The organism is Streptomyces sp. NPDC048718, assembly GCF_043198875.1.
Classification (GTDB): domain Bacteria; phylum Actinomycetota; class Actinomycetes; order Streptomycetales; family Streptomycetaceae; genus Streptomyces.
In genome coordinates this window covers 139,692-160,516 of record NZ_JBICVG010000003.1, presented here as the reverse complement: position 1 = coordinate 160,516, position 20,825 = coordinate 139,692, and the positions used below count along the sequence as shown (strand labels likewise).

Below are 20,825 nucleotides of genomic sequence, written 5' to 3'. Positions count from 1 at the left end.
AATCGGCCTGTCGGGAGGATCCCGCCTCCGAAGCCGGCCGCCCCGGAGGACGATTTTCCCTGTCCGTTCCAATCGACAGGGAGGGCGTGTGGGATACCAGGTCACGTGCGGATCAAAGCGGACCACGACGGGGAAGCCCTGCAAGAATCCGGCCATGATCGGTTACTCCCGGTGCCAGTTGCACCGGGGAGACTGGACACCCCCGCAGCAGCGGAAGAAAAAGAAACGCTGACCCGCCCCCTCGGGGCCGCGACCCGGAAAGGCCCTCGGACTGGAGCGGCTACGCGGTGCACTGGAGACCGGGTTCGCCCGAGTCGACGGCGCGCTCGCTCTGCTCGTGCAGCGCTCCGACCAGACGGATAAGCAGCGAGCCGACCACGACACGCGCCTCACCGCGCTGGAGCGCGCCCGGTGGCCTCTGCCCTCGAGCGCGGCCCTGACGGCCACGGCCGCGCTCGGTCTCACCCTGTACGAACTGACCGCCCGCTGAACGACGATGCCCCTTCTCGCGCTACGGCGCGGGAGGGGGCGACTTCGTCGTGTCCGGAGTCAGGACGGCAAGGCGTCGATGGCGGCCTGCCACGGGTAGGCGTCGAGGTCGCCTTGGCGAGCCTTGTGGGGGACGAACCCGCCTTCCCCGAGCAGGATGGTGACGCCGGCGGCGCGCAGTTCCTGGACACTGCGGGCGACGGCCGGATGGCCGCCCTGGGCATCGTTCCAGTGTGGCAGGGCAACGATGGGCAGGCCGAGGCCGATACCTTCCGTGATCAGGCCGAGGGCCAGGGTGTCGCTGATGCCAGCGGCCCACTTGTTCAGGGTGTTCGACGTGAGCGGGGCGACGAGCAGGGCGTCAGGCGAGGGCAGCACGTCACTCTGAGAGGGGAGTTTGTACTGCCAGCGGACGGGGTGGCCGGTGAGTTTCTCCAGGGCCTTGATCTCGCCCTCGGTGTCCTCGGCCGCCCACCGGTACGCGGATGGCGTCAGGATCGCGCAGACGTCCCAACCGGCCGCCTGGGCGGCGCGGATGGGGACGTGAAGGCGCGCGGCGGGAGGAGCGGCGCAGCCGATCAGGTACAGGGTTTTGGTGGTCACTGAGGCAGTCCACAGCGATCGGCGAGCGCGCGCAAGCGTCCCTCGGCAGACCCGACGCCGAGCAGGCGCAGATTCTCCACGGTGCTCTTCGTGCGTGGTCGGCACTGGACTTCTTCGGGCGCCAGCCGCTCGGCGGCGAGCAGCGTGTCGACGGCCGTTTCTCGTTTTCCGGCCTGTAGTTCACCGAGTGCACGGTCGGCAAGCAGGTGCGCGCGGCGTTCTCTGGGGAGGCCGGCAAATCCCTCGGCTGGGATGGCGGCCGCGGCCTCCACGGCTTCCGCACCTTCGTTGAGATGGACGTGTGTGGAGACTCGGTAGAGCGCGCAGTTCGTCGGACCGAACGAGGACCACAGCTCGTTGCCGTCGTAGCCGAGGCGTTCGGCATGCCCGTCTGCCTGGTCAAGGAGGTCAGGTACCTGGTTCGCGTGGGCATCGGGGTGTCGGTCGTCGGCCTCGGCGGCGACCGCAGCCGAGATGGAGGCTTTGAGGTAGAGCATCCCCAGTACCGAATAGCCCTCGGGGCCGCCGCGCAGCAGCTCGGGTTCGAGGCGCCGTGCGGATGCCAGGATGAACTCGGTGGCGGCTTCGGCCTGGCCGTGGTTGGTCATCGCGTCGCCAAGGTGGCGGGCTGCGGACGCCATGATGATGGGGTTCTCGCTGCGTTCTGCGGCGGTGACGGCGCGGTGACCGGCGATGAGTGCCAGTTCGGTGTCGCCCCACTTGGTCGCGGCGGCCTCTGTCAATTCCAGCGTGAGAGAAAGGAGTTCGTAAGCGGTGAGCTGGTCATCGCCGCAGTGGTGCCGGGCGGCCCGGGTGGCGTCGACGAGCAGGACGGGAATCGCGCTGCCCAACTGCGCGAAGTGTCCGGCCTGGAACCCTGTTCGGGCATGGGTCAGGGAGGATCGCAGACGTTCGATGGGCAGGGGCTCGTCGTCGGAGTCGTCGGTCGCCCCCGTGATCACGTCGTGGCGGTGGAGCGCTCGGCGTACGGCCTCGATCTCGCTCTCCCCCACGCATTCAGTGTCGACGACGTCGGCGATCAGCCGCTCCAGCGTGATGCCGAGACGCAGCGCGGCGAGGCGCATCACGGAGAGCTGCGGATCGGCTTGGCGGCGTCCTCCTTCCAGCTCCTCGACCCACCGGAGTGACTTGCCCATCAGGTGGGCGAATTCCTGGCGCGACATGCGGCGACGGGTGCGCCAGTAATGGACTCGTCGGCCGAATTGGAAGGTGTCCATAGGCTTCCCTTGACTGTGAAGCACAACCCACACACATCGTGTGGCCTGACTCCGGTATACCGCTCCTACGCTCCGGATATGGCCCAGTCCCCAAAGCCCCTCACCCTCATGGGGCCCCATGTCGAAGCGCACCGCGAGATCGCCGTGACTCCCTACCCGCCTGCCGTCCGGTCTGCGGTGAGTACCGCCGTCGTAAGCCGGGCGGAACGGAGAACGGCCGTACGCGACTGGCTGCTGAGCGCCGCCCCCAACGCTCAGGAGGCGAAGGCCGAGTGGCGCGACTACGGCATCGCGGTCCTGGCATGCGGTGGCGTCCTCGGCGCGGTGCGCGTGCCCGCCGATCTCGTCTTCGCTGCGGCCGGCGTCGAGGGTCCCGCCGCGAAGGCGAGTTCGGGGGAGATCGCCGCCGTCGACGTGTTCCTGAGCAACTGGTTCGATGGTGGCGCGGTCGTCATGGACATCGGCAGCCGCCAGTACTACTTCCTCGTGCCCACCTCCATGGGGAGCCAGTGGGACCCCCGGGAGTACCCGGGGGTGGAGTGCCTCGGCCACAGCCACTACCTCGGCGTGCCGGTCGTCGACCACACCGAGCCCGAGGGGCGCGCCTACTGGGCCGTCGAAATGGACTCGCCCGGTGACCTGTGCTGGCCTGACGAAGTCGTCGCGCTGCTCCACCGGGGGCGGGAAGCCCTCGGCGGTGACCCGCTCGTCGCCCGCCCGCAGTCGCCCACGCCGGATGCCCAAGAGGAGTCTGCCCGTGTCTCGTGATCGCCGCTGCCGCACCTGCCGCACGACCGCCGGCCCCGACGGCGCACCCACCGTCGTAGTCGCCGTCGTGGACGGTCAGGACGTGTACGCCTGCGGCGCACACCGGTCCGCGCACGCCGCCCCCGCCGGTGACCCGCTCGTCGCCCTCGCCCAGTACCAGGACATGGCCGCACGACGACACCCGACGCGGCGCTGACCCCGACCGCCCCGGCCGTTCCGATTCCCCTGCGTCCGGGGCCCCGGGCCCCCGCCAGTGGCCGCAACACCGCGGACCGGCAGGCGGGTCGCACAACGACGAACACGGCCGGAGGAGCACACCGCCTCCGCACTGCTCGACCGCGTCCCGACCGCCTCGCACACGATCAGCACCGCCCCGGCCGGCCTCGCCGCCGCCGAGTGCGGGCTCCCCGTGCTCCGATGAAACAACATCCGAGCAGGACCTTCGGGCTACTTCACTGGTAGGCGAGGACAGTTTCGAACCGCCGACATCTGCTTTGCAAGGGCAGTGCCCTGCCCCTGGCGCCGCCTGAAGCAGGCAATACCTCAGGGCAATGATGTACCGCTGACGAGAAAATGTGGCTTCACCACCGAGCGGTGGCTTAAATTGATCCACGCCCAACCTCAAATTACGCTCAGAGATTGGCCAACTGCTTATCGCGCCCACGCCTGCGGCATAGCCTCCAAGCAGTCGACCGCCGGGGGCGGTCCCGCAGAAAGGTGTCCCATGGGCATCTCCATACGTACGGCTGCCATGCCCCGCTCCGCAGCTTCACCGCTTTGCGCTACGGCGGCCGAGGCCGCCGTAACGGACGCTGGGGAACGGCACCACTCGCCGCCCAGGCCGCAGCCCCGGAGGATTAGTCGACCTCTATCCGGAACCGCGAAACTCCCCACAAATTCCGTGGGCTGGAAGTTCTGGGAAACCTCGTCGTGACCATGGTCGGGCATCTATCGAAGCGCCGGATCCGCCTTTCCGGGGCAGCTCTGGCCGCGAGTCTTCTCCTCGCCGCGTGCAGCACTGCCGGGACGTCGCACCAGTCCACCCCCACCGGCTCCACGGCACACGCCTCTCCCCCCGGCGATGCCGAGTCATCGGCGCAAACGTCGGAGCGGAAGCTCACCGCGCAAGTGAAGGCGGCCATGGACTCCCTCAGCGCCGGCGACAAGGAAACCCTTGTCGCATCCGGGGTGGAGCGAGTCCAGGACGGAGTGCATACGCAGCCCGGGCTGGTCAAAGGGACGAAATACCGGCTGGCAGTCGTATGCGCGGGACATGGAGACGTAGAAGTCTCTTTCACTCCTGCCGAAGCGGCGGAGCCAAAGGTTGTTCCCTGCGATCAGTCCATGGCACTCGTGCGCTTCTCGGGTTCTCCCGATCTGCTCGTCGGCATAGCCGGGAAGTCCGGCGCGACGGGCATGATCGCCTGGAAAGTGAGCAAAGTCTGATCGCCTGCGGGCGGTGGAAGTCTCGCCCAGGCAAGTGACGTACGGGATCGCTCTGGTCCAGGACCAGAGCGATCAGGGGAGGGATGCCGAAGGCCCCCCGCCATGATCGGCGAGGGGCCTTCGGGCTACTTCCCTGGTGGGCGCGGACGGTTTCGAACCGCCGACATCTGCTTTGTAAGAGCAGCGCTCTACCCCTGAGCTACGCACCCGTGGAGTGAACCAACAGCCTACATGGCGTCCGGGTGAGTGCCGCAAACCGGTGGAGGTCCGGGGTCGGGGGTGAACCGAGGAGGCCGTGGTGGCGTCCCTGGCAGGTGGGAGAATGAAGCCGGATCCGGGGCGTCGGACAGCCGGGCGGCCGGGCGGATGGCGGAGCGAGCGCGGGAGAGCGAACGTGGCGGCGAGCGGGCACAGGGGCAAGGCCAGGTCCGGGGGCTCCGGCATGTTGCGGCTCTCTCTCACGATGCCGCTGCTCGCGGTCGCGCTGCTGCCGCACGCCTTTGCCGGCGGTGGCGCCGGCGGGGGCCGCCGGTGGTTCGGCGGAGGCCGGGACGAGAGCCGGCGGGCCGCGGCCCAGGCCGCGAAGGACGCCGCCGCGGCCGCGTTCTACGAGCTGGACACCGCGCAGCGGGGGCTGCGGATCTCCATCGAGACGATCACCGCCATGGACGACTCGGCCGACGCGCGCCGCGCCGTGGAGGGCTTCGCGGCGCTGGGGCGGCGGATCGACGAGGTGAGCGGCGGCTACATCACCGCCGTCGACGCCCACGACCTGGACCGGGTCGAGCTGGACGCGGCGACCGCCGGGCGGGCCCGGAGCGAGCTGGAGCGGGCCCGGGACGAGCTCGTACGGGTCAAGGGGGAGCTGGACCGGTTCGAGCAGGGGCTGGGGCCGCTGCTCGCGCGCGCCGAGAGCCAGCTGGCGCGGCTCGCGCCGGCCGTCGAGCGGGCCAGAGCCGCGCTCCGCGACGCGAGCGCCGCGCTCGACGCCACCCGGGAGGCCGGGTTCCGGGCCGACGATCCGGCCGCGCGGCTCGCCGCCCTCGGGCCGGAGCTCACCAAGCTGAACGAGGGCGCCGGCCGGCACGGCGCCACCGAGACCCTGCACCGCGCCGACCAGATCCTGCGCGAGGCGGAGGCAGTACGGGCCGAGGCCGAGCAGGTGCCCGAGCGGGCCGCCGAGATCGACAAGCGGCTCGTGTCCCTCCGGACCCGCGCCGAAGCGCTGTCCACCCGGGCCGCCGGGGTCGCGCCGGTCCTGTCGGAGCTGCGCCGCCGGTTCGCCGCCGACTGCTGGCGCGATCTCCAGGACGTACCCGCGCAGGCCGCGACCGCCGCCCGCCAGGCCGGGCAGCGGCTCGCCGAGGCCGCCACCGCCCGCGCCGAGCAGCGCTGGCCCGACGCCTCCTCGCTGCTCGCGACCGCCCGCGCCCTGCTGAACACCGCCGACGAGGGCGTCTCGGCCGCCGGGGAGCGGCTGCGGCGTCTGGAGGCCGTCGCGAAGGACCCGCAGGAGGAGATCGAGCGGACCCGGTTCGCCGTCCGGGACGCGCAGCGCCTCGCCATGGCGGGCCGCGCCACCCCGGACCCGCGCGACGCCGGGCCGCTGGACGCGGCGGTCGCCCGGATCGAGCGGGCGACCGGCATCCTCGACACCGGCCGGCACCCCGACTACTGGGCCTTCCTCACCGAGCTGGAGGCGATCCGCACGGACGTGGGCCGGGTCGTCGAGCGGATCCGCGAGGAGCGCGGCAGGGTGTGAGGCGCGGCGCGGGCCGTACGCTGTGTCCATGCCTCGTTACGAGTACCGCTGCCGCACCTGCGGCGACACGTTCGAACTCAGCCGCCCCATGGCGGAGTCCGCCGCGCCCGCCGCCTGCCCGGCCGGGCACGACGACACCGTGAAGCTGCTGTCCGCCGTCGCCGTGGGCGGCACCGCTTCCTCGCCCGCCCCCAACGCCGGTGGCGGCGGGGGCGGTTGCTGCGGCGGCGGCTGCTGCGGATAGCGCTCGGCGACGGGCTCGGGGCCTTCCGGTCGCTTGGGGGGCCGCGCCGAGCGCCACGGCCCCAACACCCGACCCCCGACCCCCGGCCCCGCTCCCGGAAACGGCTCAGGCGGCCCGGGCCGCCGCCCTGAAGCGGCGCAGGATCTCCTCACCCGCCGCCACGCCCCGCTCGGCCAGCGTCTCGACGTGGGGCGCGGTCCAGCCGGTGTCGGCGAGTTCGCCGTGGCCGGGCCGCCAGGCGCGGTCGGCGGCCAGCAGCAGATCCGCGTCGAGGAACGAGTCGCCGGCGGCCAGGGTGAGCCCGGCGCCGGTGCGGCGGGCGACCTCGCGCATGGCCGCGCTCTTGGTGAGCGGCTTCGGCACGGCGTACACCTTGCGGCCCTGAAGCGAGACGGTCCAGCCGCGGGCGTCGGCCCACGCGGTGAACTCGGGGAGCCAGTCCCCGGGCATCCGGTCGCGCTCGACGACGAGATACGCGAACAGGTCCTCGGCGACGCGGTGTTTGCGTACCCAGGACGGGTCGCCGGTGTCGTTCAGGCGGGCGCGGACCTCGGCGAGCGGGGCGCACGCGTCGGCGATCCGGCGCAGCACCCCGCTGTGCCAGTCGGGGTCGGAGACACCGTCGACCAGCAGATGACCGCCGTTGGCGCAGATCGCGTACGACGGCCCGGCTCCCGGCGGGGTGGCCGTGTCGGCGCCCGGGAGGCGGATGCGCTGGTACTGCTTGCGGGTCCGGGTGGTGGTCGGGACGAAGACCGTCTCGGCGGCGAGGGCGCGCAGTTGGCCGGCGGCGTCCTCGGTGACGTACGACAGCGGCTTGGACTCGTGGACCTCGACGCACAGCAGGCGCGGGGCCCGGTGGTCGGGCATGGTCAGGCCGAGGGCCGCCGCCGAGTAGACGAGGGTACGGTCGAGGTCGCTGGCGACCAGAACCGGACCGCTCGCGACGGCGGTCACGGTGGCGGCCTCATCGGCAGTGGTGGCGGTCATCGGGACACCACCGTCCGGCCGTCGGCGCCGGTCGCCCCGCGCGTGTACTGGGGGTGGATCAACCCGACGCAGGTGTACGGCAGTTCGTCGACCTCCTCGACCGGTACGCCGCGCTGCTCGGCGAGCAGCCGGACGTGCGCGAGGTCGGCGCCCGCACCCCGCTTGGCGAGGATCTTCCAGGGGACGCGGCGCAGCAGGACCCGGGTGGTCTCGCCGACACCGGGCTTGACGAGGTTGACGTCGTGGATGCCGTACTCCTCGCTGATCCGCTCGACGGCCGCCCAACCGGCCCACGTGGGCGTGCGGTCGGCGGCGAGGAGCTTGCTCGTATCGGCGTCGACGGCCTCGGCGACCTCGTCGAAGTGGGCGGCGACCCGGTCGAGGAAGAGCCGGGACACGTCGGCGCCGGCGAGTTCGCGGTAGAACTTGGCGCCGTGGAAGTCGTGCGGGCCGACCAGGTCGGAACGCAGCACGGTGCGCGATATCAGGCCGGAGACCGTGGAGTTGAGACAGGCGGAGGGGATCAGGAAGTCCTCGCGGGTGCCGTATGTGGACGCGCACGAGCCCGGGTCGGCGAGGACCGCGATGTCCGGGTCGAAACCGGGGAACTCCGCGAGGGCCTGGGCGAGTTCGCGGCTGATGGCGCCCTTGCCGGTCCAGCCGTCGACGAACACCACGTCGGCCGGGTCGTGATGGGCGGCGAGCCAGCGCAGCGCGTTGGCGTCGATACCTCGGCCGCGCACGATGGAGACGGCATAGTGCGGCAGTTCCAGACCGTGCCGGTGCTGCGCCCAGCGGCGCATCAGGACGCCGACGGGCGTGCCGGCGCGGGCCAGCGATACCAGTACGGGCAGGCCGCCGCCCGGACGCCCGCCACGCTCGGCGAGCACGGTGTCCGTCACGGTGCCGACGGCGCGGGCGATCCGGGCCGCGGAGTCCTCCAGGGCGGCGTGGAACAGTTCCTGGTAGCGCGCGCTGGGCTGGTACTCGACGGGCAGCGACTCGGCGTAGTGCGCCCCACCGCTCTGGATCGCCTCCTCGCGCTCCTCCGTCGGGGCCTCCAGCTCCACGCCGGACAGGTCCTGGAGCAGCCAGCCGACCTCGTCAGGGGCGTAGGAGGAGAAGGCGGGCCCGCGCAGGGGCTCGGCGAGCCGGCCGGGCGACGGGGTCTCGGACGGCATGGGGTTCCTTCCGTGGAGGGCGCCGGCGGACCGCGCCGGAGGGAGCTCGGGGGTCCGGGCGGCAGTACCGGCAGCGGCGGGGACGGAGGCGGTGACGGGGACGGAGGCGGTGACGGGGACGTACGAGGGGACGACCGCGAGGACGACGCGCGGCACCTGTCCGCACAGCCGGGCCAGCAGCCCGTCGGGGGCGTGCAGGGCGGGGGTGTCGGCGACGGAGTCGACGACGACGGCGACCGCGTCGAAGCCGCCGCCCGCGACGTTGTACGCGTACCGCTCGCCGGGCCCGTCGGCCGGGTCGTCGTGCGCGGGGAAGGCGAGGCGGGTCCTGATGGCGTACCCGGGGTCGTCGACGGCGAGCACGGGCGAGCGGGTGGTGGTCGAGTAGCGGACCTCGGTGCCGGACGGCTCCAGGGTCCGCTCCAGCTCGGCGGCGAGCCGCAGCGGCGCGTACATCAGCTCCTCGAAGCCGAGCACGAGGACGCGCCGCACGTCACCGCCGGCACCGTCGGCACCCTCGGCGCCGAGGGCCGCGGCCAGCCGTGCGGCCATGTCCGGCAGCGCTTCGTCCAGGGCGGCGGCGTGCCGGGCGTGGAACCCGTGCCGGCCGCCGTCGGGTACGCCCAGCGGCCAGCCGAGGTCGACCCGTACGGGGGTGTGGCGGGGCGCCGAGGGCAGCGGGGCCGGGGAGTTCTCGTGGGCGGCGACCAGGGCCTGGCCCTTCTCCAGGACCCCGTCGGGCAGCCGTACGGTGCCGTGGGCACCGGCCACCAGGTCGACGCGGGCGCCGAGATCGGCGGCGAAGTCCTCGAAGCGGGCGCGGTCGGCGGGGCCGCGCATGTCGACGAGGGCGACGATCACGTACCGCTTGCGGGGGTTGCGCTCGTGCAGGGCGCGGACGGTGTTGAGGACGGTGTTGCCGGTGGAGAACTCGTCGTCGACGAGGACCAGCGGGCCGTCGCCGCCCAGCAGCTCCGGGTCCTCGGGCAGGAGCAGATGGGAGGTGGCGTGGGAGTGGGACTCCTCGAAGCCGCCCGCGGGCGTCGTGCCCGCGACGGGACGGCGGGTGGAGTGCAGGTAGGGAACGTGTCCCAGCCCGTCGGCGACGCTGTGGCCGAGGGCGGTGGCGGTCTCCGCGTAGCCGACGACGACAGCGTGGCCGGCCTCTTCGGGGCCGAGCAGCTCGCGCACGCGCCGGCCGAGCCGTACCCCGGTGCCGTGGACGACAGCGGGGCTCTGGGGTACGTGCTTGCCGAGCACGTTGGAGACGAGCAGGTGTGCCCGCTTGGGGTTGCGGCGCAGGGCGAGGCCCAGCAGGTCGGGCAACCGCTCGTCCCCGCCGAGTTCGACCCCCAGTCGCTCCGCGACCCAGGTACCGGTCCACACCACGTCGATGTCTTCCTCTCGTCTTCGTGTACGTCTTCGTCTGCGTCTTCGTGTGCGCCTTCGTGCACGCGGACGCCGTACGTGTACGTCTTCGTCGGTCCGCGGCCGCACGCAGGCGCCGTACGACCTTGGTACGGCCGCCCTGGGACCGCCGTACGGCCGCCTTGGGGCCACAGCCCGGCCGCCGGGCGGGGTGGGCCCGGGGGTGTCGTCAGACGGCCAGGCCCGCGGCGAGCAGCTCCACGAAGCCGATGTCCTCGCGGGCCACGCCGAAGACCTCGGCGCGCCGCAGGGTCCGCTCGGCCCACGCGCGGTGCGGCTTCACCTCGTTCATCTTGTTCGTGTAGGTGGAGCGGAGCACCCCGCCGCCGTCGCGGTCCGGGCACAGGATGTCCTCGGCGTCGCTGAACTCCTCGTGGGTGACCACGGACAGCGCGTGCACCGGCGCCACATGGCTGGGGTGGATGCAGGTCTTGCCGAGCAGGCCGTTGGCGCGGTCCAGTTCGATCTCGCGCAGCAGCCCGTCGAGGTCGTGCTCGATGAGCGTGGTGCGCAGCTCCTCGGCGCGGCCCTCCAGGAAGGGGCTGCGGCGCAGCTGGGGCTTGAACATGCGCTCGCCGGACCGGAAGTACTCCCAGACGGGGCCGGTGATGGTGAAGCCGGTGGCGTCGGCGCGGCCGAGGACGTTGACGACGTCGCCGATGACGTCGGCCACGATCCGGACGTCGTAGGCGGTCATGTGCGGCGAACGGCGCAGCCCGTAGGCGGAGCAGAAGTCGGTCACGCCGAGGCGGAGGGCGAGGATCCGCTCGCGGTGTTCGGCGGTGAGGGCGGCGATCCCGGCCAGGGTCTCGGTCCGGGTCTCGCGGTGAAGCAGATCGGGGGACTCCAGGACGGGCATGCCGAAGAGCCGGTGGCCATGGGCCCGCTCGGCGGCGCGGAGCGCGTCGAGGAAGGGGCGGCCACGGGGGCCGGTGAACTTCGGGAGAACGAATCCGGACAGCAGACGAACCGTTTCACCAAGGCGGTCGGTGAGGTCGGTGATCTGCCCGGGCTCGCGGACCCGGACGAAGAGCAGGGGCAGGCCGGCGCTCTCGCCGGAATCCGCGGAATCGCCGTTCGCGCCGCCCTCGCCGGCTTCGGACGCCGCGAGCTCGGCGAACTGCCGGACCAGGTTGGCCTCGCCCGCCTCCACCTCGTCGTCGCTGATCGAGTCCTCCAGGCACAGCACCATGGAGACGACCCCGCGCGCCGCCTGCTTGCGTATGTCCTCGGCGAGCCGGGGCCGGGTGGCGGGGCTGTAGAGGGTGGCCCCGAGGGCCGTCGCGAGGGTGTGCGCGGGTGCCTCGGCCGTGAACGCGACGGGTTCCCGGTGGAAGAGACCCGCTCGTACCGCGGCCGGGACATGCCCGAAGTGACGCATCGATCTTCCCCCGACTGAATGGGCGGCCCTGAGAAAAGGTGGCCGGTAATAGTACGTAGGGAGGGGTGTCCGTAGTTCCCCGCCTGCGTGAAGATCTGGTAACTCGTCCGTATCCGGACCTCCGCATACGGCCCCCCGCGTTGTCCGGCGGGTGGGCGGACAGGGAAGATGACGGGCATGACGCACGCGATGCTGAAGGGCTCCAACGTCCCTCTCGACACCGCGGCCGTACGGGCCGTGCTCCGCTGGACCCCGGGCCCCGGGGTCCCCGACGTGGACGCCTCGGCCCTGCTGCTCGGGGCGGACGGCCGGGTGCGCTCCGACGAGGACTTCGTCTTCTACAACCAGCCCCGGCACCCGTCCGGCCTGGTGCGACGGCTCGCCAAGAAACGGGGGCCGGAGGGGCTGACGGACACCGTCGAGGCCGACCTGGGCGCCCTGGCCCCCTCCGTCGACCAGGTGGTGATCGCGGCGTCCTCGGACGGCGGCACCTTCGGACACGTCACCGATCTGCGGATACTGGTCTTCGACGCGGCCCCGGGCGCCGCGGGCGGCGAGCCGCTCGCGCTGTTCGACGTATCGGCGGAAACCGGCCAGGAGACGGCGATCATCTGCGGCGAGCTGTACCGGCGCGGGGACGGCTGGAAGTTCCGTGCCGTGGGGCAGGGCTATCCGACGGGTCTGGTCGGGCTCGCCACCGACTTCGGGGTGTCCGTCGACGACGGGGCCGAGGGCCCTGCGGACACGGCCGACACGGCGGACGCGGCGGACGCCGCGCTCATGGAATCCCCGGAGCAGTCGGCGCCGACACCGGCACCGGCCGCCACCCCGGCACCGCACGACCCGGACGCCACGGTGGTCCAGCCCGCCTCCGTACCCCCGCCGCCGGCCACTCCCCCGCTCCCGGCGCAGCCCCCGGGCCCGGCCTACGGCTACCCGCAGCCCGCCGGAACCCCGGCACCCGCTCCCGTACCCGCGCCCATGCCCGCGTACGGCTATCCGCAGCCGGCCGCCGCACCGCCCGCCGGCGATCCCGCGTACGGCTATCCGCACGCGGCCCCGGAGTTCCGGATGCCGCCGATGGGCCCGCAGTTCATCGGGCGCTGAGGGCGCCGACCGGCCGCTGAGGGGCGCTGACAGGCCGCCGACGGGCGCCGACCGGCGTACCCGACGCCGGGGGCGCGGGGCACGGCAGCGGCCGGGCCCCGCCCCTCAGGTACGGCTCTTGAAGCCTTGGCCCCACTGCATGCCCCAGCCGTACAGCCGGTCCAGCTCGGACTGGAAGCCGTACACGAACCGCACCTCGCGGCGGACGACCAGCTCGCCCTTGACGTTCTCGACCATGAAGACGGCGCAGGAGCGGGCCTGGGGAGCGTGCTCGTCGAGTGCGATCTCGATCTGCGGGCCGTTGCTCGGGAAGAGCGTGACCGTGGCCTGGGTCCGGTCGAAGGCCGGCGTCTGGTCGTAGATGTAGACGAAGAACAGCAGGCGCTTGATCTCGTCCCGGTGGTCGAGGTTGACGTGGATCGTCTCGCCGGAGCCCGAGCCGAGCCGGTCGTCGCCGCTGAGCTTCACATACGGCGGTTCGTTGATCTCGCCGAGGAGATCGCCGAGCGGCTGGACGACGCCCTTGCTGCCGTCGGTCAGCTCGTAGAGGCAGCCGAGGTCGAGGTCTACTTTGGCCAGGCCCTGGGTGTGGGAGGGGACCTCCGCGGGCCGGAAGAGCCGCATGGGGTGGCGCAGCAGGTCCCCCGCCGGGCGGGACCGGTATTCGAGGCCTGGGGTGCGCATCCGCCACGAGAGGTTGACCCGGAGATTGCCGGTCGCGGCGCCCTGCTTGGTGAGGGAGACCGTGGGGCGGCGGCGGGTCAGGTCTATCGAGTTGGACACGCCGTTGCCCGCACCGAACGGATCCCCTCGGCCCGGGAAGAGATTGTCGAAGAAGCCCATGGGCCGCACCCCCCACTGTCGTCACATCTCGTCGGACACGCCACGGGGCGGCCGGGTGCTCCGGCCGCCCCGTGGTGAAGCGTTCCTCATTGTCAGGGGTGTCACACCCCGGACGGAACCCCGGTCTTGCCGTCCGGGGTCCCCGCGTTCCCCTCGGCCGCCGCGAGGGCCTTGTTGCGGCGGACGGAGGACCAGAAGGAGCAGGCGATGAGGATGACACCGACGAGGCCGGTGATGACCTCGTTGATCTCGTACTGGATGGTGATCAGGAGCAGGACGGCGAGGGCGCCGATGGCGTAGTGGGCGCCGTGCTCCAGGTAGACGTAGTCGTCGAGGGTGCCCTGGCGGACCAGGTAGACGGTCAGCGAACGGACGTACATGGCGCCGACGCCGAGGCCGAGGGCCATCAGGACGATGTCGTTGGTGATGGCGAAGGCGCCGATCACACCGTCGAAGGAGAAGGAGGCGTCGAGGACTTCGAGGTAGAGGAACATGAAGAACGCGGCCTTGCCGGCGAGGGCGACGGCGGAGACGTTCTTGCCGGTGCGCGCGGCCGCTTCCTCGGCCTCGTGCTCGCGCTCCTCGTCCTCCTCCAGCTTGTTCTCGAAGTAGCCGGACAGACCGCCGACGACGAGGTACGTGATGAGGCCGGCGATGCCGGAGACGAGCACCGTCTGCGCCTTGTCGACGTGGATGCCGCCGTGCTGGTGGGCGTGGGCCGCGAAGGTCATCGAGGTGACGAGCAGGGCGATCAGCGCGATGCAGACCGACAGCATGTCGACCTTGCCGAGCTTGGCCAGCGGGCGCTCGATCCAGCGCAGCCACTGGATGTCGCGCTCCTCGAAGATGAAGTCGAGGAAGATCATCAGCAGGAACATGCCACCGAAGGCGGCGATCGCCGGGTGGGCGTCGGTGACCAGCTGCTGGTACTTGTCGGCGTCGTTGAGCGCCAGGTTCACGGCCTCGATCGGGCCGATCTTGGCGCTGATCGCGACGATCACGACGGGGAAGACGAGCCGCATGCCGAAGACGGCGATGAGCACGCCGACCGTGAGGAAGATCTTCTGCCAGAAGGCATTCATCTTCTTCAGGATTCCGGCGTTGACCACCGCGTTGTCGAAGGAGAGCGAGATCTCGAGGATGCAGAGGATCGCGACGACTCCGAACGCCTCCCACCCCCCGTACAGCACGGCGGCGGCCAGGCCGAGCGCTGTGATCGCGAACGACCAGCCGAAGGTTTTCAGAATCACTGTCTTCCCCATCGTGGTGAATACGCCGCTTTACGAAACGTTGACCCCGAAGTCTAGAGCGATCCCGCGCAGTCCGGAGGCATACCCCTGACCCACTGCCCGGAACTTCCATTCGTCGCGGTAGCGGTAGAGCTCGCCGAAGATCATCGCGGTCTCGCTGGAGGCGTCCTCGGACAGGTCGTAGCGGGCGAGCTCCTGGCCGTCCGCCTGATTGACCACGCGGATGAAGGCGTTGGAGACCTGACCGAAGGTCTGGCCGCGGTTGTCGGCCTCGTGGATCGAGACCGGGAAGACGATCTTGTCGCACTGGGCCGGGACCCGGCTGAGGTCGACGATCAGCGACTCGTCGTCGCCCTCGCCCTCACCGGTGAGGTTGTCGCCGGTGTGCTCGACAGAGCCCTCGGGGCTCGTCAGGTTGTTGTAGAAGACGAAGTACTCGTCCGCGAGGACCCGGCCGGCGCGGCACAGCAGTGCGCTGGCGTCGAGGTCGAAGGGGGCTCCGGTGGTGGAGCGCGCGTCCCAGCCGAGGCCCACGAGCACCTGGGTGAGGTTGGGAGCGGCCTTGGAGAGGGAGACATTGCCTCCCTTGGCGAGTGTGACGCCCATGACGATGGTTCCTCCCCTAGGTGGTCCGCTTGTGCCGCCGGCGCCGCGTACGCGACGGGGGCGACCGGTTCCGCCGGTGTCGCGTGCGTGGCGGGTGTGTGTCACTGGTTTCGCCGGTGTCGCGGCGCCGCTCGCGCGGCGGATGCGACGGGTGGGACGGGTGTGACGGGCAAGGCCGGTGCGAGGCGTGGCCGGTGTTACGGGCGCTATGGGTGCGGCCGGTGTTACGGGTGATACGACGGGCAGTGCGACGGGTGCCGCTCGTACGGCAGGGCGCCTCCGGCGCCGCGCTCGGGGCGCGGCGCCGGAGTCCGCCCGGTGTCCGTCGGCGTCGACGTCAACGTCGGCGTCGGATCAGACGTTGACGCCGAAGTCCTGCGCGATGCCGCGCAGGCCCGAGGCGTAGCCCTGGCCGACGGCGCGGAACTTCCACTCCGCGCCGTGCCGGTACAGCTCACCGAAGACCATGGCGGTCTCGGTCGAGGCGTCCTCGGAGAGGTCGTACCGGGCGATCTCGGTCTCGCCGGCCTGGTTCACGACGCGGATGAACGCGTTGCGGACCTGGCCGAAGGACTGCTGGCGGTTGTCGGCGTCGTAGATCGACACCGGGAAGACGATCTTGGCCACGTCGGCCGGGACGGCCGCCAGGTTGACCTTGACCTGCTCGTCGTCGCCCTCGCCCTCACCGGTGAGGTTGTCACCGGTGTGCTCGACGGAGCCGTCGGCGCTCTTCAGGTTGTTGAAGAAGACGAAGTCCGAGTCGTTACGGACCTTGCCCGCCTCGCTCACCAGGATGGCACTGGCGTCGAGGTCGAAGTCCGTACCGGTGGTGGTGCGGACGTCCCAGCCCAGACCGACCGTGACGGCGGTCAGGCCAGGGGCCTCCTTGGTCAGCGAGACGTTGCCGCCCTTGCTGAGGCTGACTCCCACGAGTCCCTCCATTGGTTTCCGGGGGCGTCGGCCCCCGGGTCGTGCGTTGGCATTGGGATCAACGTCTGGATCCTAGTGACGGGTTCCCCGCGGAAGCAGACACTTCGCCCGAGCGTCGTCAGAGAGTCGCGAGCGCCTTCACGTAATCGTCGAGGTCGCGGGCGTCCGGAAGGGCGTTGACGACGGACCAGCGGAGCACGCCGGCCTTGTCGACGACGAAGGTGCCGCGCACCGCGCAGCCCTTGTCCTCGTCGAGGACGCCGTAGGCGCGGGAGGCGGTGCCGTGCGGCCAGAAGTCGGAGAGCAGCGGGAATTCCAGACCCTCCTGCTCGCCGAAGACGCGCAGGGAGTGCATGGAGTCGCAGGAGACGGCGAGCAGCTGGGTGTCGTCGTTGACGAAGGTGTCCAGGTGGTCGCGCAGCTCGCGCAGCTCGCCGGTGCACACGCTGGTGAAGGCGAAGGGATAGAAGAAGATCACCACATTGCGCTCGCCCCGGAAGTCGGAGAGCCGCACGGTGCGGCCGTGGTTGTCCTTCAGCTCGAAGTCCGGAGCCTCGGCGCCGATCTCGATGGCCATGGCGTACGCATCCCTTCCGCCGTCGGCCCGTCTGCCTGGGCCGAACCGGTGAAACCCACCCTAAGGGCCGCCGCTGCGGCACGCGCAGAGCCCCCACCGGGTGGTCCCGGTGGGGGCTCCGTGCAGCGTTATGGGTATCAGCGCTTCGGGGTGGCGAGCCGGGTGCCGACCCAATCCTTGGCGACGCTGATGCTCTTGGTCTGGGAGAGACCTGCGGTCTGCGCGGCATCGTTGATGTCGCTCGGCTCGATGTAGCCGTCGCGGCCCGTCTTCGGCGTCAGCAGCCAGATCTGGCCACCGTCCTCCAGAAGACCGATGGAGTCCACCAGGCCGTCGGTGAGGTCACCGTCCTCGTCACGGAACCACAGCAGTACGACGTCGGCGACGTCGTCGTAGTCCTCGTCCACGAGATCCTGGCCGATCAGGGACTCGATGCCTTCGCGGAGATCCTGGTCGACGTCTTCGTCGTAGCCGATCTCCTGGACCACCTGTCCGGGCTCGAACCCCAGCCTTGTGGCCGGGTTGGTCCGCTCCTCCGCGTGGTCCGCGGTCGCGCTCACGGCTTGCCTCCTGATCATGTATCGGAAAATGCTTCGGCCACGCGCGTACACGTGGCGCTGGCCGTAGTCCACACGTGCCGGGGCGGATCGCGCAAGTACCCGGCCCATGAGACCGCCGAAACGGTGACGTTTGGGGCCGTCTCGCCGCAACTTCCGGCAAGAACCCGTCGCGCTCCGTAACGAATCATGCACGCTTCGCCCTGGAATGAGGGACTACGCGGCTTCAGTGTGCCGAACGCCCGGACGAAACGCATGCTCGGGTCCGGCGTAAGGTTGCGATTTGACCGGACAAGGCGCCCCGAGAGGGTTACCGCTCGGTAAAGATGACGTTTGCCGTCGGCGGGGTACACGATGAACATCCCGGCCCCAGCAGGGGATCCCTCCCCCGGTGGGCCCCACCGACCAGCGAAGGAATAGCGTGGCTTCCGCATCCGATCGCAACCCGATCATCATTGGCGGTCTTCCCAGTCAGGTACCTGACTTCGACCCGGAAGAGACCCAGGAGTGGCTCGACTCCCTGGACGCCGCGGTCGACGAGCGGGGCCGGGAGCGGGCCCGTTACCTCATGCTGCGGCTGATCGAGCGGGCCCGCGAGAAGCGCGTCGCCGTGCCGGAGATGCGCAGCACGGACTACGTCAACACCATCGCGACCAAGGACGAGCCCTACTTCCCCGGCAACGAGGAAATCGAGCGCAAGGTCCTCAACGCCACCCGCTGGAACGCGGCCGTCATGGTCTCGCGCGCCCAGCGGCCCGGCATCGGCGTCGGCGGCCACATCGCCACCTTCGCCTCCTCCGCCTCGCTCTACGACGTCGGCTTCAACCACTTCTTCCGCGGCAAGGACGAGGGCGACGGCGGCGACCAGATCTTCTTCCAGGGCCACGCCTCCCCCGGCATCTACGCCCGCGCCTTCCTCCTCGACCGGCTGACCGAGACCCAGCTCGACGGCTTCCGCCAGGAGAAGTCGAGGTTCCCGAACGGCCTGTCGTCGTACCCGCACCCGCGGCTGATGCCGGACTTCTGGGAGTTCCCGACCGTGTCGATGGGCCTCGGCCCGCTCGGCGCGATCTACCAGGCCCGGATGAACCGGTACATGGAGGCGCGCGGCATCGCCGACACCTCCCGCTCGCACGTCTGGGCGTTCCTCGGCGACGGCGAGATGGACGAGCCGGAGTCCCTCGGCCAGCTGACCCTGGCCGCCCGCGAGAACCTCGACAACCTGACCTTCGTCGTCAACTGCAACCTCCAGCGCCTCGACGGCCCGGTCCGCGGCAACGGCAAGGTCATCCAGGAGCTGGAGTCGGTCTTCCGCGGCGCCGGCTGGAACGTCATCAAACTCATCTGGGACCGCTCCTGGGACCCGCTGCTCGCCCAGGACCGCGACGGCACCCTGGTCAACCGGATGAACACCACCCCGGACGGCCAGTACCAGACGTACGCGACGGAGACCGGCTCGTACATCCGCGACCACTTCTTCGGCGACGACCAGCGGCTGCGCTCCATGGTCGAGAACATGACCGACGACCAGATCCTGCACCTGGGACGCGGCGGCCACGACCACCGCAAGATCTTCGCGGCGTTCTCGGCGGCCAAGGCCCACAAGGGCCAGCCCACGGTCATCCTCGCCAAGACGGTCAAGGGCTGGACCCTGGGCCCCAACTTCGAGGGCCGCAACGCCACCCACCAGATGAAGAAGCTCACGGTCGACGACCTCAAGGGCTTCCGCGACCGGCTGCACATCCCGGTCACCGACCGGCAGCTCGAAGAGGGCCTGCCGCCGTACTACCACCCGGGCCGGGACTCCGAAGAGATCCAGTACATGCACGACCGCCGCCAGGCGCTCGGCGGATACGTGCCCACGCGAGTGGTCCGCGCCAAGCCGCTGACGCTGCCCGACGACAAGACGTACGCGGCCGTCAAGAAGGGCTCCGGCCAGCAGTCCATCGCCACCACCATGGCCTTCGTCCGGCTGCTCAAGGACCTCATGCGGGACAAGGAACTCGGCAAGCGCTTCGTGCTGATCGCGCCCGACGAGTACCGCACCTTCGGCATGGACTCCTTCTTCCCGAGCGCCAAGATCTACAACCCGCTCGGCCAGCAGTACGAGGCCGTCGACCGCGAACTCCTCCTGTCGTACAAGGAATCCCCGACCGGCCAGATGCTGCACGACGGCATCTCCGAGGCGGGCTGCACCGCCTCGCTGATCGCCGCCGGCTCGGCGTACGCCACCCACGGCGAACCGCTCATCCCGGTCTACGTCTTCTACTCGATGTTCGGCTTCCAGCGCACCGGCGACCAGTTCTGGCAGATGGCCGACCAGCTGGCACGCGGCTTCGTGCTCGGCGCCACCGCCGGCCGCACCACCCTGACCGGCGAAGGCCTCCAACACGCCGACGGCCACTCCCACCTCCTCGCCTCCACGAACCCGGCCTGCGTCGCCTACGACCCCGCCTTCGGCTTCGAGATCGCGCACATCGTCCAGGACGGACTGCGCCGGATGTACGGGCCCGACGCCGAGGACGTCTTCTACTACCTGACCGTCTACAACGAGCCGATCCAGCACCCCGCGGAACCGGCCGACGTCGACGTCGACGGCATCCTCAAGGGCATCCACCTCTACCGGCGCGGCGAGGCCGGAGCGATCCCCGCGCAGATCATGGCGTCCGGCGTCGGCGTCCCGTGGGCCCTGGAGGCCCAGCGGATCCTCGCCGAGGAATGGAACGTCCGCGCCGACGTCTGGTCCGCGACCTCCTGGAACGAGCTGCGCCGCGAGGCCGTCGCCGTCGAGGAACACAACCTGCTGCACCCGGAGGAGGAACAGCGCGTCCCGTACGTGACGCGCAAGCTCCAGGGCGCCCAGGGCCCCTTCGTCGCCGTCTCCGACTGGATGCGCTCGGTACCCGACCAGATCTCCCGCTGGGTACCCGGCACCTACAGCTCGCTGGGCGCCGACGGCTTCGGCTTCGCGGACACGCGAGGCGCGGCCCGCCGCTTCTTCCACATCGACGCCCAGTCGATCGTGCTCGCGGTCCTCACCGAACTCGCCCGCGAGGGCAAGGTCGACCGCTCGGCCCTGAAGCAGGCCATCGACCGCTACCAGCTCCTGGACGTCGCGGCGGCGGACCCGGGCGCGGCGGGGGGCGACGCGTAGGAGGAGTGAGGGGGGGGCAGGGGGCGGGCGCGGGTCGCGTAGCGCGACGCAAGGGGGAGGGGCCTCCCCCTCCCCCCTCCCCGCCCTTCTTCCCCCTCCCCCTCCTCCCTTTGGCCATGTGTGTGCGCCCGCTCAGCCCCGCCCTGTGCCCGGACCGCGCGCAGGGCGGGACTGGGCGGCCGGCGGCGCGGCTCCGGCGGTCGGTGGGCCGTGGGCAGGCGCCGGCCGCCCTACGCCGGGCCGTCGGCCGGCACGGGCCGGGGACTTGGTC

At 71.0% G+C, this 20,825-nt stretch carries 19 protein-coding genes and 1 tRNA gene; 8 read left to right on the top strand and 12 right to left on the bottom strand.

The genetic code is table 11. The features are described from left to right. Positions 1 to 271: 271 nt before the first annotated feature. Positions 272 to 490 carry a hypothetical protein gene (locus ACGFRB_RS06365; RefSeq protein ID WP_393240559.1) on the top strand — a complete coding sequence of 73 codons (219 nt, stop codon included), beginning with the start codon at positions 272 to 274 and terminating at the stop codon, positions 488 to 490. A gap of 59 nt (positions 491 to 549) precedes the next feature. Here ACGFRB_RS06365 and ACGFRB_RS06360 read toward each other — a convergent pair whose 3' ends face one another. After that, the gene (locus ACGFRB_RS06360; protein ID WP_393239767.1) at positions 550 to 1,092 is read right to left on the bottom strand and encodes a flavoprotein; all 543 of its coding nucleotides are present in this window, start codon (positions 1,090 to 1,092) and stop codon (positions 550 to 552) included. Next, positions 1,089 to 2,330 (bottom strand): helix-turn-helix transcriptional regulator, encoded by a 1,242-nt coding sequence (locus ACGFRB_RS06355; protein WP_363005264.1) that lies wholly within the window; start codon positions 2,328 to 2,330, stop codon positions 1,089 to 1,091. The genes ACGFRB_RS06360 and ACGFRB_RS06355 overlap by 4 nt, the downstream gene beginning before the upstream one ends. Before the next feature lie 78 nt (positions 2,331 to 2,408). Between ACGFRB_RS06355 and ACGFRB_RS06350 the strand changes: the two genes are divergently transcribed. The 3 genes from ACGFRB_RS06350 to ACGFRB_RS06340 all read left to right on the top strand — a co-directional run bounded on the left by ACGFRB_RS06350 (position 2,409) and on the right by ACGFRB_RS06340 (position 4,544). Further along, complete coding sequence (locus ACGFRB_RS06350) at positions 2,409 to 3,098, top strand: hypothetical protein (RefSeq protein ID WP_393239764.1); 690 nt, start codon at positions 2,409 to 2,411, stop codon at positions 3,096 to 3,098. After that, the gene (locus ACGFRB_RS06345) at positions 3,088 to 3,294 is read left to right on the top strand and encodes a hypothetical protein (RefSeq protein WP_393239761.1); all 207 of its coding nucleotides are present in this window, start codon (positions 3,088 to 3,090) and stop codon (positions 3,292 to 3,294) included. The genes ACGFRB_RS06350 and ACGFRB_RS06345 overlap by 11 nt, the downstream gene beginning before the upstream one ends. Positions 3,295 to 4,028: 734 nt before the next feature. Then, positions 4,029 to 4,544, top strand: a complete 516-nt coding sequence (locus ACGFRB_RS06340) for a hypothetical protein (RefSeq protein ID WP_393239758.1) — start codon at positions 4,029 to 4,031, stop codon at positions 4,542 to 4,544. A gap of 134 nt (positions 4,545 to 4,678) precedes the next feature. On the opposite strand, the gene ACGFRB_RS06335 is transcribed toward ACGFRB_RS06340, so the two are convergent. Further along, positions 4,679 to 4,753: transfer RNA gene (locus tag ACGFRB_RS06335), tRNA-Val, on the bottom strand. A gap of 233 nt (positions 4,754 to 4,986) precedes the next feature. On the opposite strand from ACGFRB_RS06335, the gene ACGFRB_RS06330 reads away from it, so the two are divergent. Both ACGFRB_RS06330 and ACGFRB_RS06325 read left to right on the top strand, forming a co-directional pair. Further along, entirely contained in the window at positions 4,987 to 6,306 is a 1,320-nt protein-coding gene (locus ACGFRB_RS06330) for a hypothetical protein (protein ID WP_393239755.1), read from the top strand. A gap of 28 nt (positions 6,307 to 6,334) precedes the next feature. Next, on the top strand, positions 6,335 to 6,550 hold the full coding sequence (locus ACGFRB_RS06325) for a zinc ribbon domain-containing protein (RefSeq protein WP_363005272.1): 216 nt from the start codon (positions 6,335 to 6,337) through the stop codon (positions 6,548 to 6,550). 105 nt (positions 6,551 to 6,655) lie between these two features. Here the strand turns inward: ACGFRB_RS06325 and ACGFRB_RS06320 are convergent, their stop codons facing one another. The 3 genes from ACGFRB_RS06320 to ACGFRB_RS06310 form a co-directional block, all read right to left on the bottom strand. Then, positions 6,656 to 7,540: an HAD family hydrolase gene (locus ACGFRB_RS06320; RefSeq protein ID WP_393239752.1), complete on the bottom strand. Its 885-nt coding sequence runs from the start codon at positions 7,538 to 7,540 to the stop codon at positions 6,656 to 6,658. After that, a complete protein-coding gene (locus ACGFRB_RS06315; RefSeq protein WP_393239749.1) occupies positions 7,537 to 10,110 on the bottom strand; it encodes a phosphoribosyltransferase in 2,574 nt (857 codons plus the stop codon). The genes ACGFRB_RS06320 and ACGFRB_RS06315 overlap by 4 nt, the downstream gene beginning before the upstream one ends. Before the next feature lie 208 nt (positions 10,111 to 10,318). Further along, positions 10,319 to 11,530, bottom strand: coding sequence for an HpcH/HpaI aldolase/citrate lyase family protein (locus tag ACGFRB_RS06310; protein WP_393239746.1), 1,212 nt, complete (start codon positions 11,528 to 11,530; stop codon positions 10,319 to 10,321). Between the two features lie 168 nt (positions 11,531 to 11,698). Here ACGFRB_RS06310 and ACGFRB_RS06305 point away from each other — a divergent pair, with 168 nt between their 5' ends. Beyond that, entirely contained in the window at positions 11,699 to 12,637 is a 939-nt protein-coding gene (locus tag ACGFRB_RS06305) for a TerD family protein (RefSeq protein ID WP_393239743.1), read from the top strand. A gap of 105 nt (positions 12,638 to 12,742) precedes the next feature. Here the strand turns inward: ACGFRB_RS06305 and ACGFRB_RS06300 are convergent, their stop codons facing one another. The 6 genes from ACGFRB_RS06300 to ACGFRB_RS06275 all read right to left on the bottom strand — a co-directional run bounded on the left by ACGFRB_RS06300 (position 12,743) and on the right by ACGFRB_RS06275 (position 17,403). Then, positions 12,743 to 13,480, bottom strand: a complete 738-nt coding sequence (locus ACGFRB_RS06300; RefSeq protein WP_363005282.1) for a Tellurium resistance — start codon at positions 13,478 to 13,480, stop codon at positions 12,743 to 12,745. A gap of 101 nt (positions 13,481 to 13,581) precedes the next feature. After that, on the bottom strand, positions 13,582 to 14,730 hold the full coding sequence (locus ACGFRB_RS06295) for a DUF475 domain-containing protein (protein WP_393240556.1): 1,149 nt from the start codon (positions 14,728 to 14,730) through the stop codon (positions 13,582 to 13,584). A gap of 30 nt (positions 14,731 to 14,760) precedes the next feature. Further along, complete coding sequence (locus tag ACGFRB_RS06290) at positions 14,761 to 15,336, bottom strand: TerD family protein (protein ID WP_393239740.1); 576 nt, start codon at positions 15,334 to 15,336, stop codon at positions 14,761 to 14,763. Between the two features lie 354 nt (positions 15,337 to 15,690). Continuing rightward, a complete protein-coding gene (locus ACGFRB_RS06285; protein WP_363005288.1) occupies positions 15,691 to 16,266 on the bottom strand; it encodes a TerD family protein in 576 nt (191 codons plus the stop codon). A 118-nt stretch (positions 16,267 to 16,384) separates the two neighbouring features. After that, positions 16,385 to 16,843, bottom strand: coding sequence for a peroxiredoxin (locus ACGFRB_RS06280; RefSeq protein WP_363005290.1), 459 nt, complete (start codon positions 16,841 to 16,843; stop codon positions 16,385 to 16,387). A 137-nt stretch (positions 16,844 to 16,980) separates the two neighbouring features. Further along, entirely contained in the window at positions 16,981 to 17,403 is a 423-nt protein-coding gene (locus tag ACGFRB_RS06275) for a DUF3052 domain-containing protein (RefSeq protein ID WP_361234706.1), read from the bottom strand. Between the two features lie 418 nt (positions 17,404 to 17,821). Here ACGFRB_RS06275 and aceE point away from each other — a divergent pair, with 418 nt between their 5' ends. Further along, entirely contained in the window at positions 17,822 to 20,554 is a 2,733-nt protein-coding gene (aceE, locus tag ACGFRB_RS06270) for a pyruvate dehydrogenase (acetyl-transferring), homodimeric type (protein ID WP_361234703.1), read from the top strand. Positions 20,555 to 20,825 lie beyond the last annotated feature (271 nt).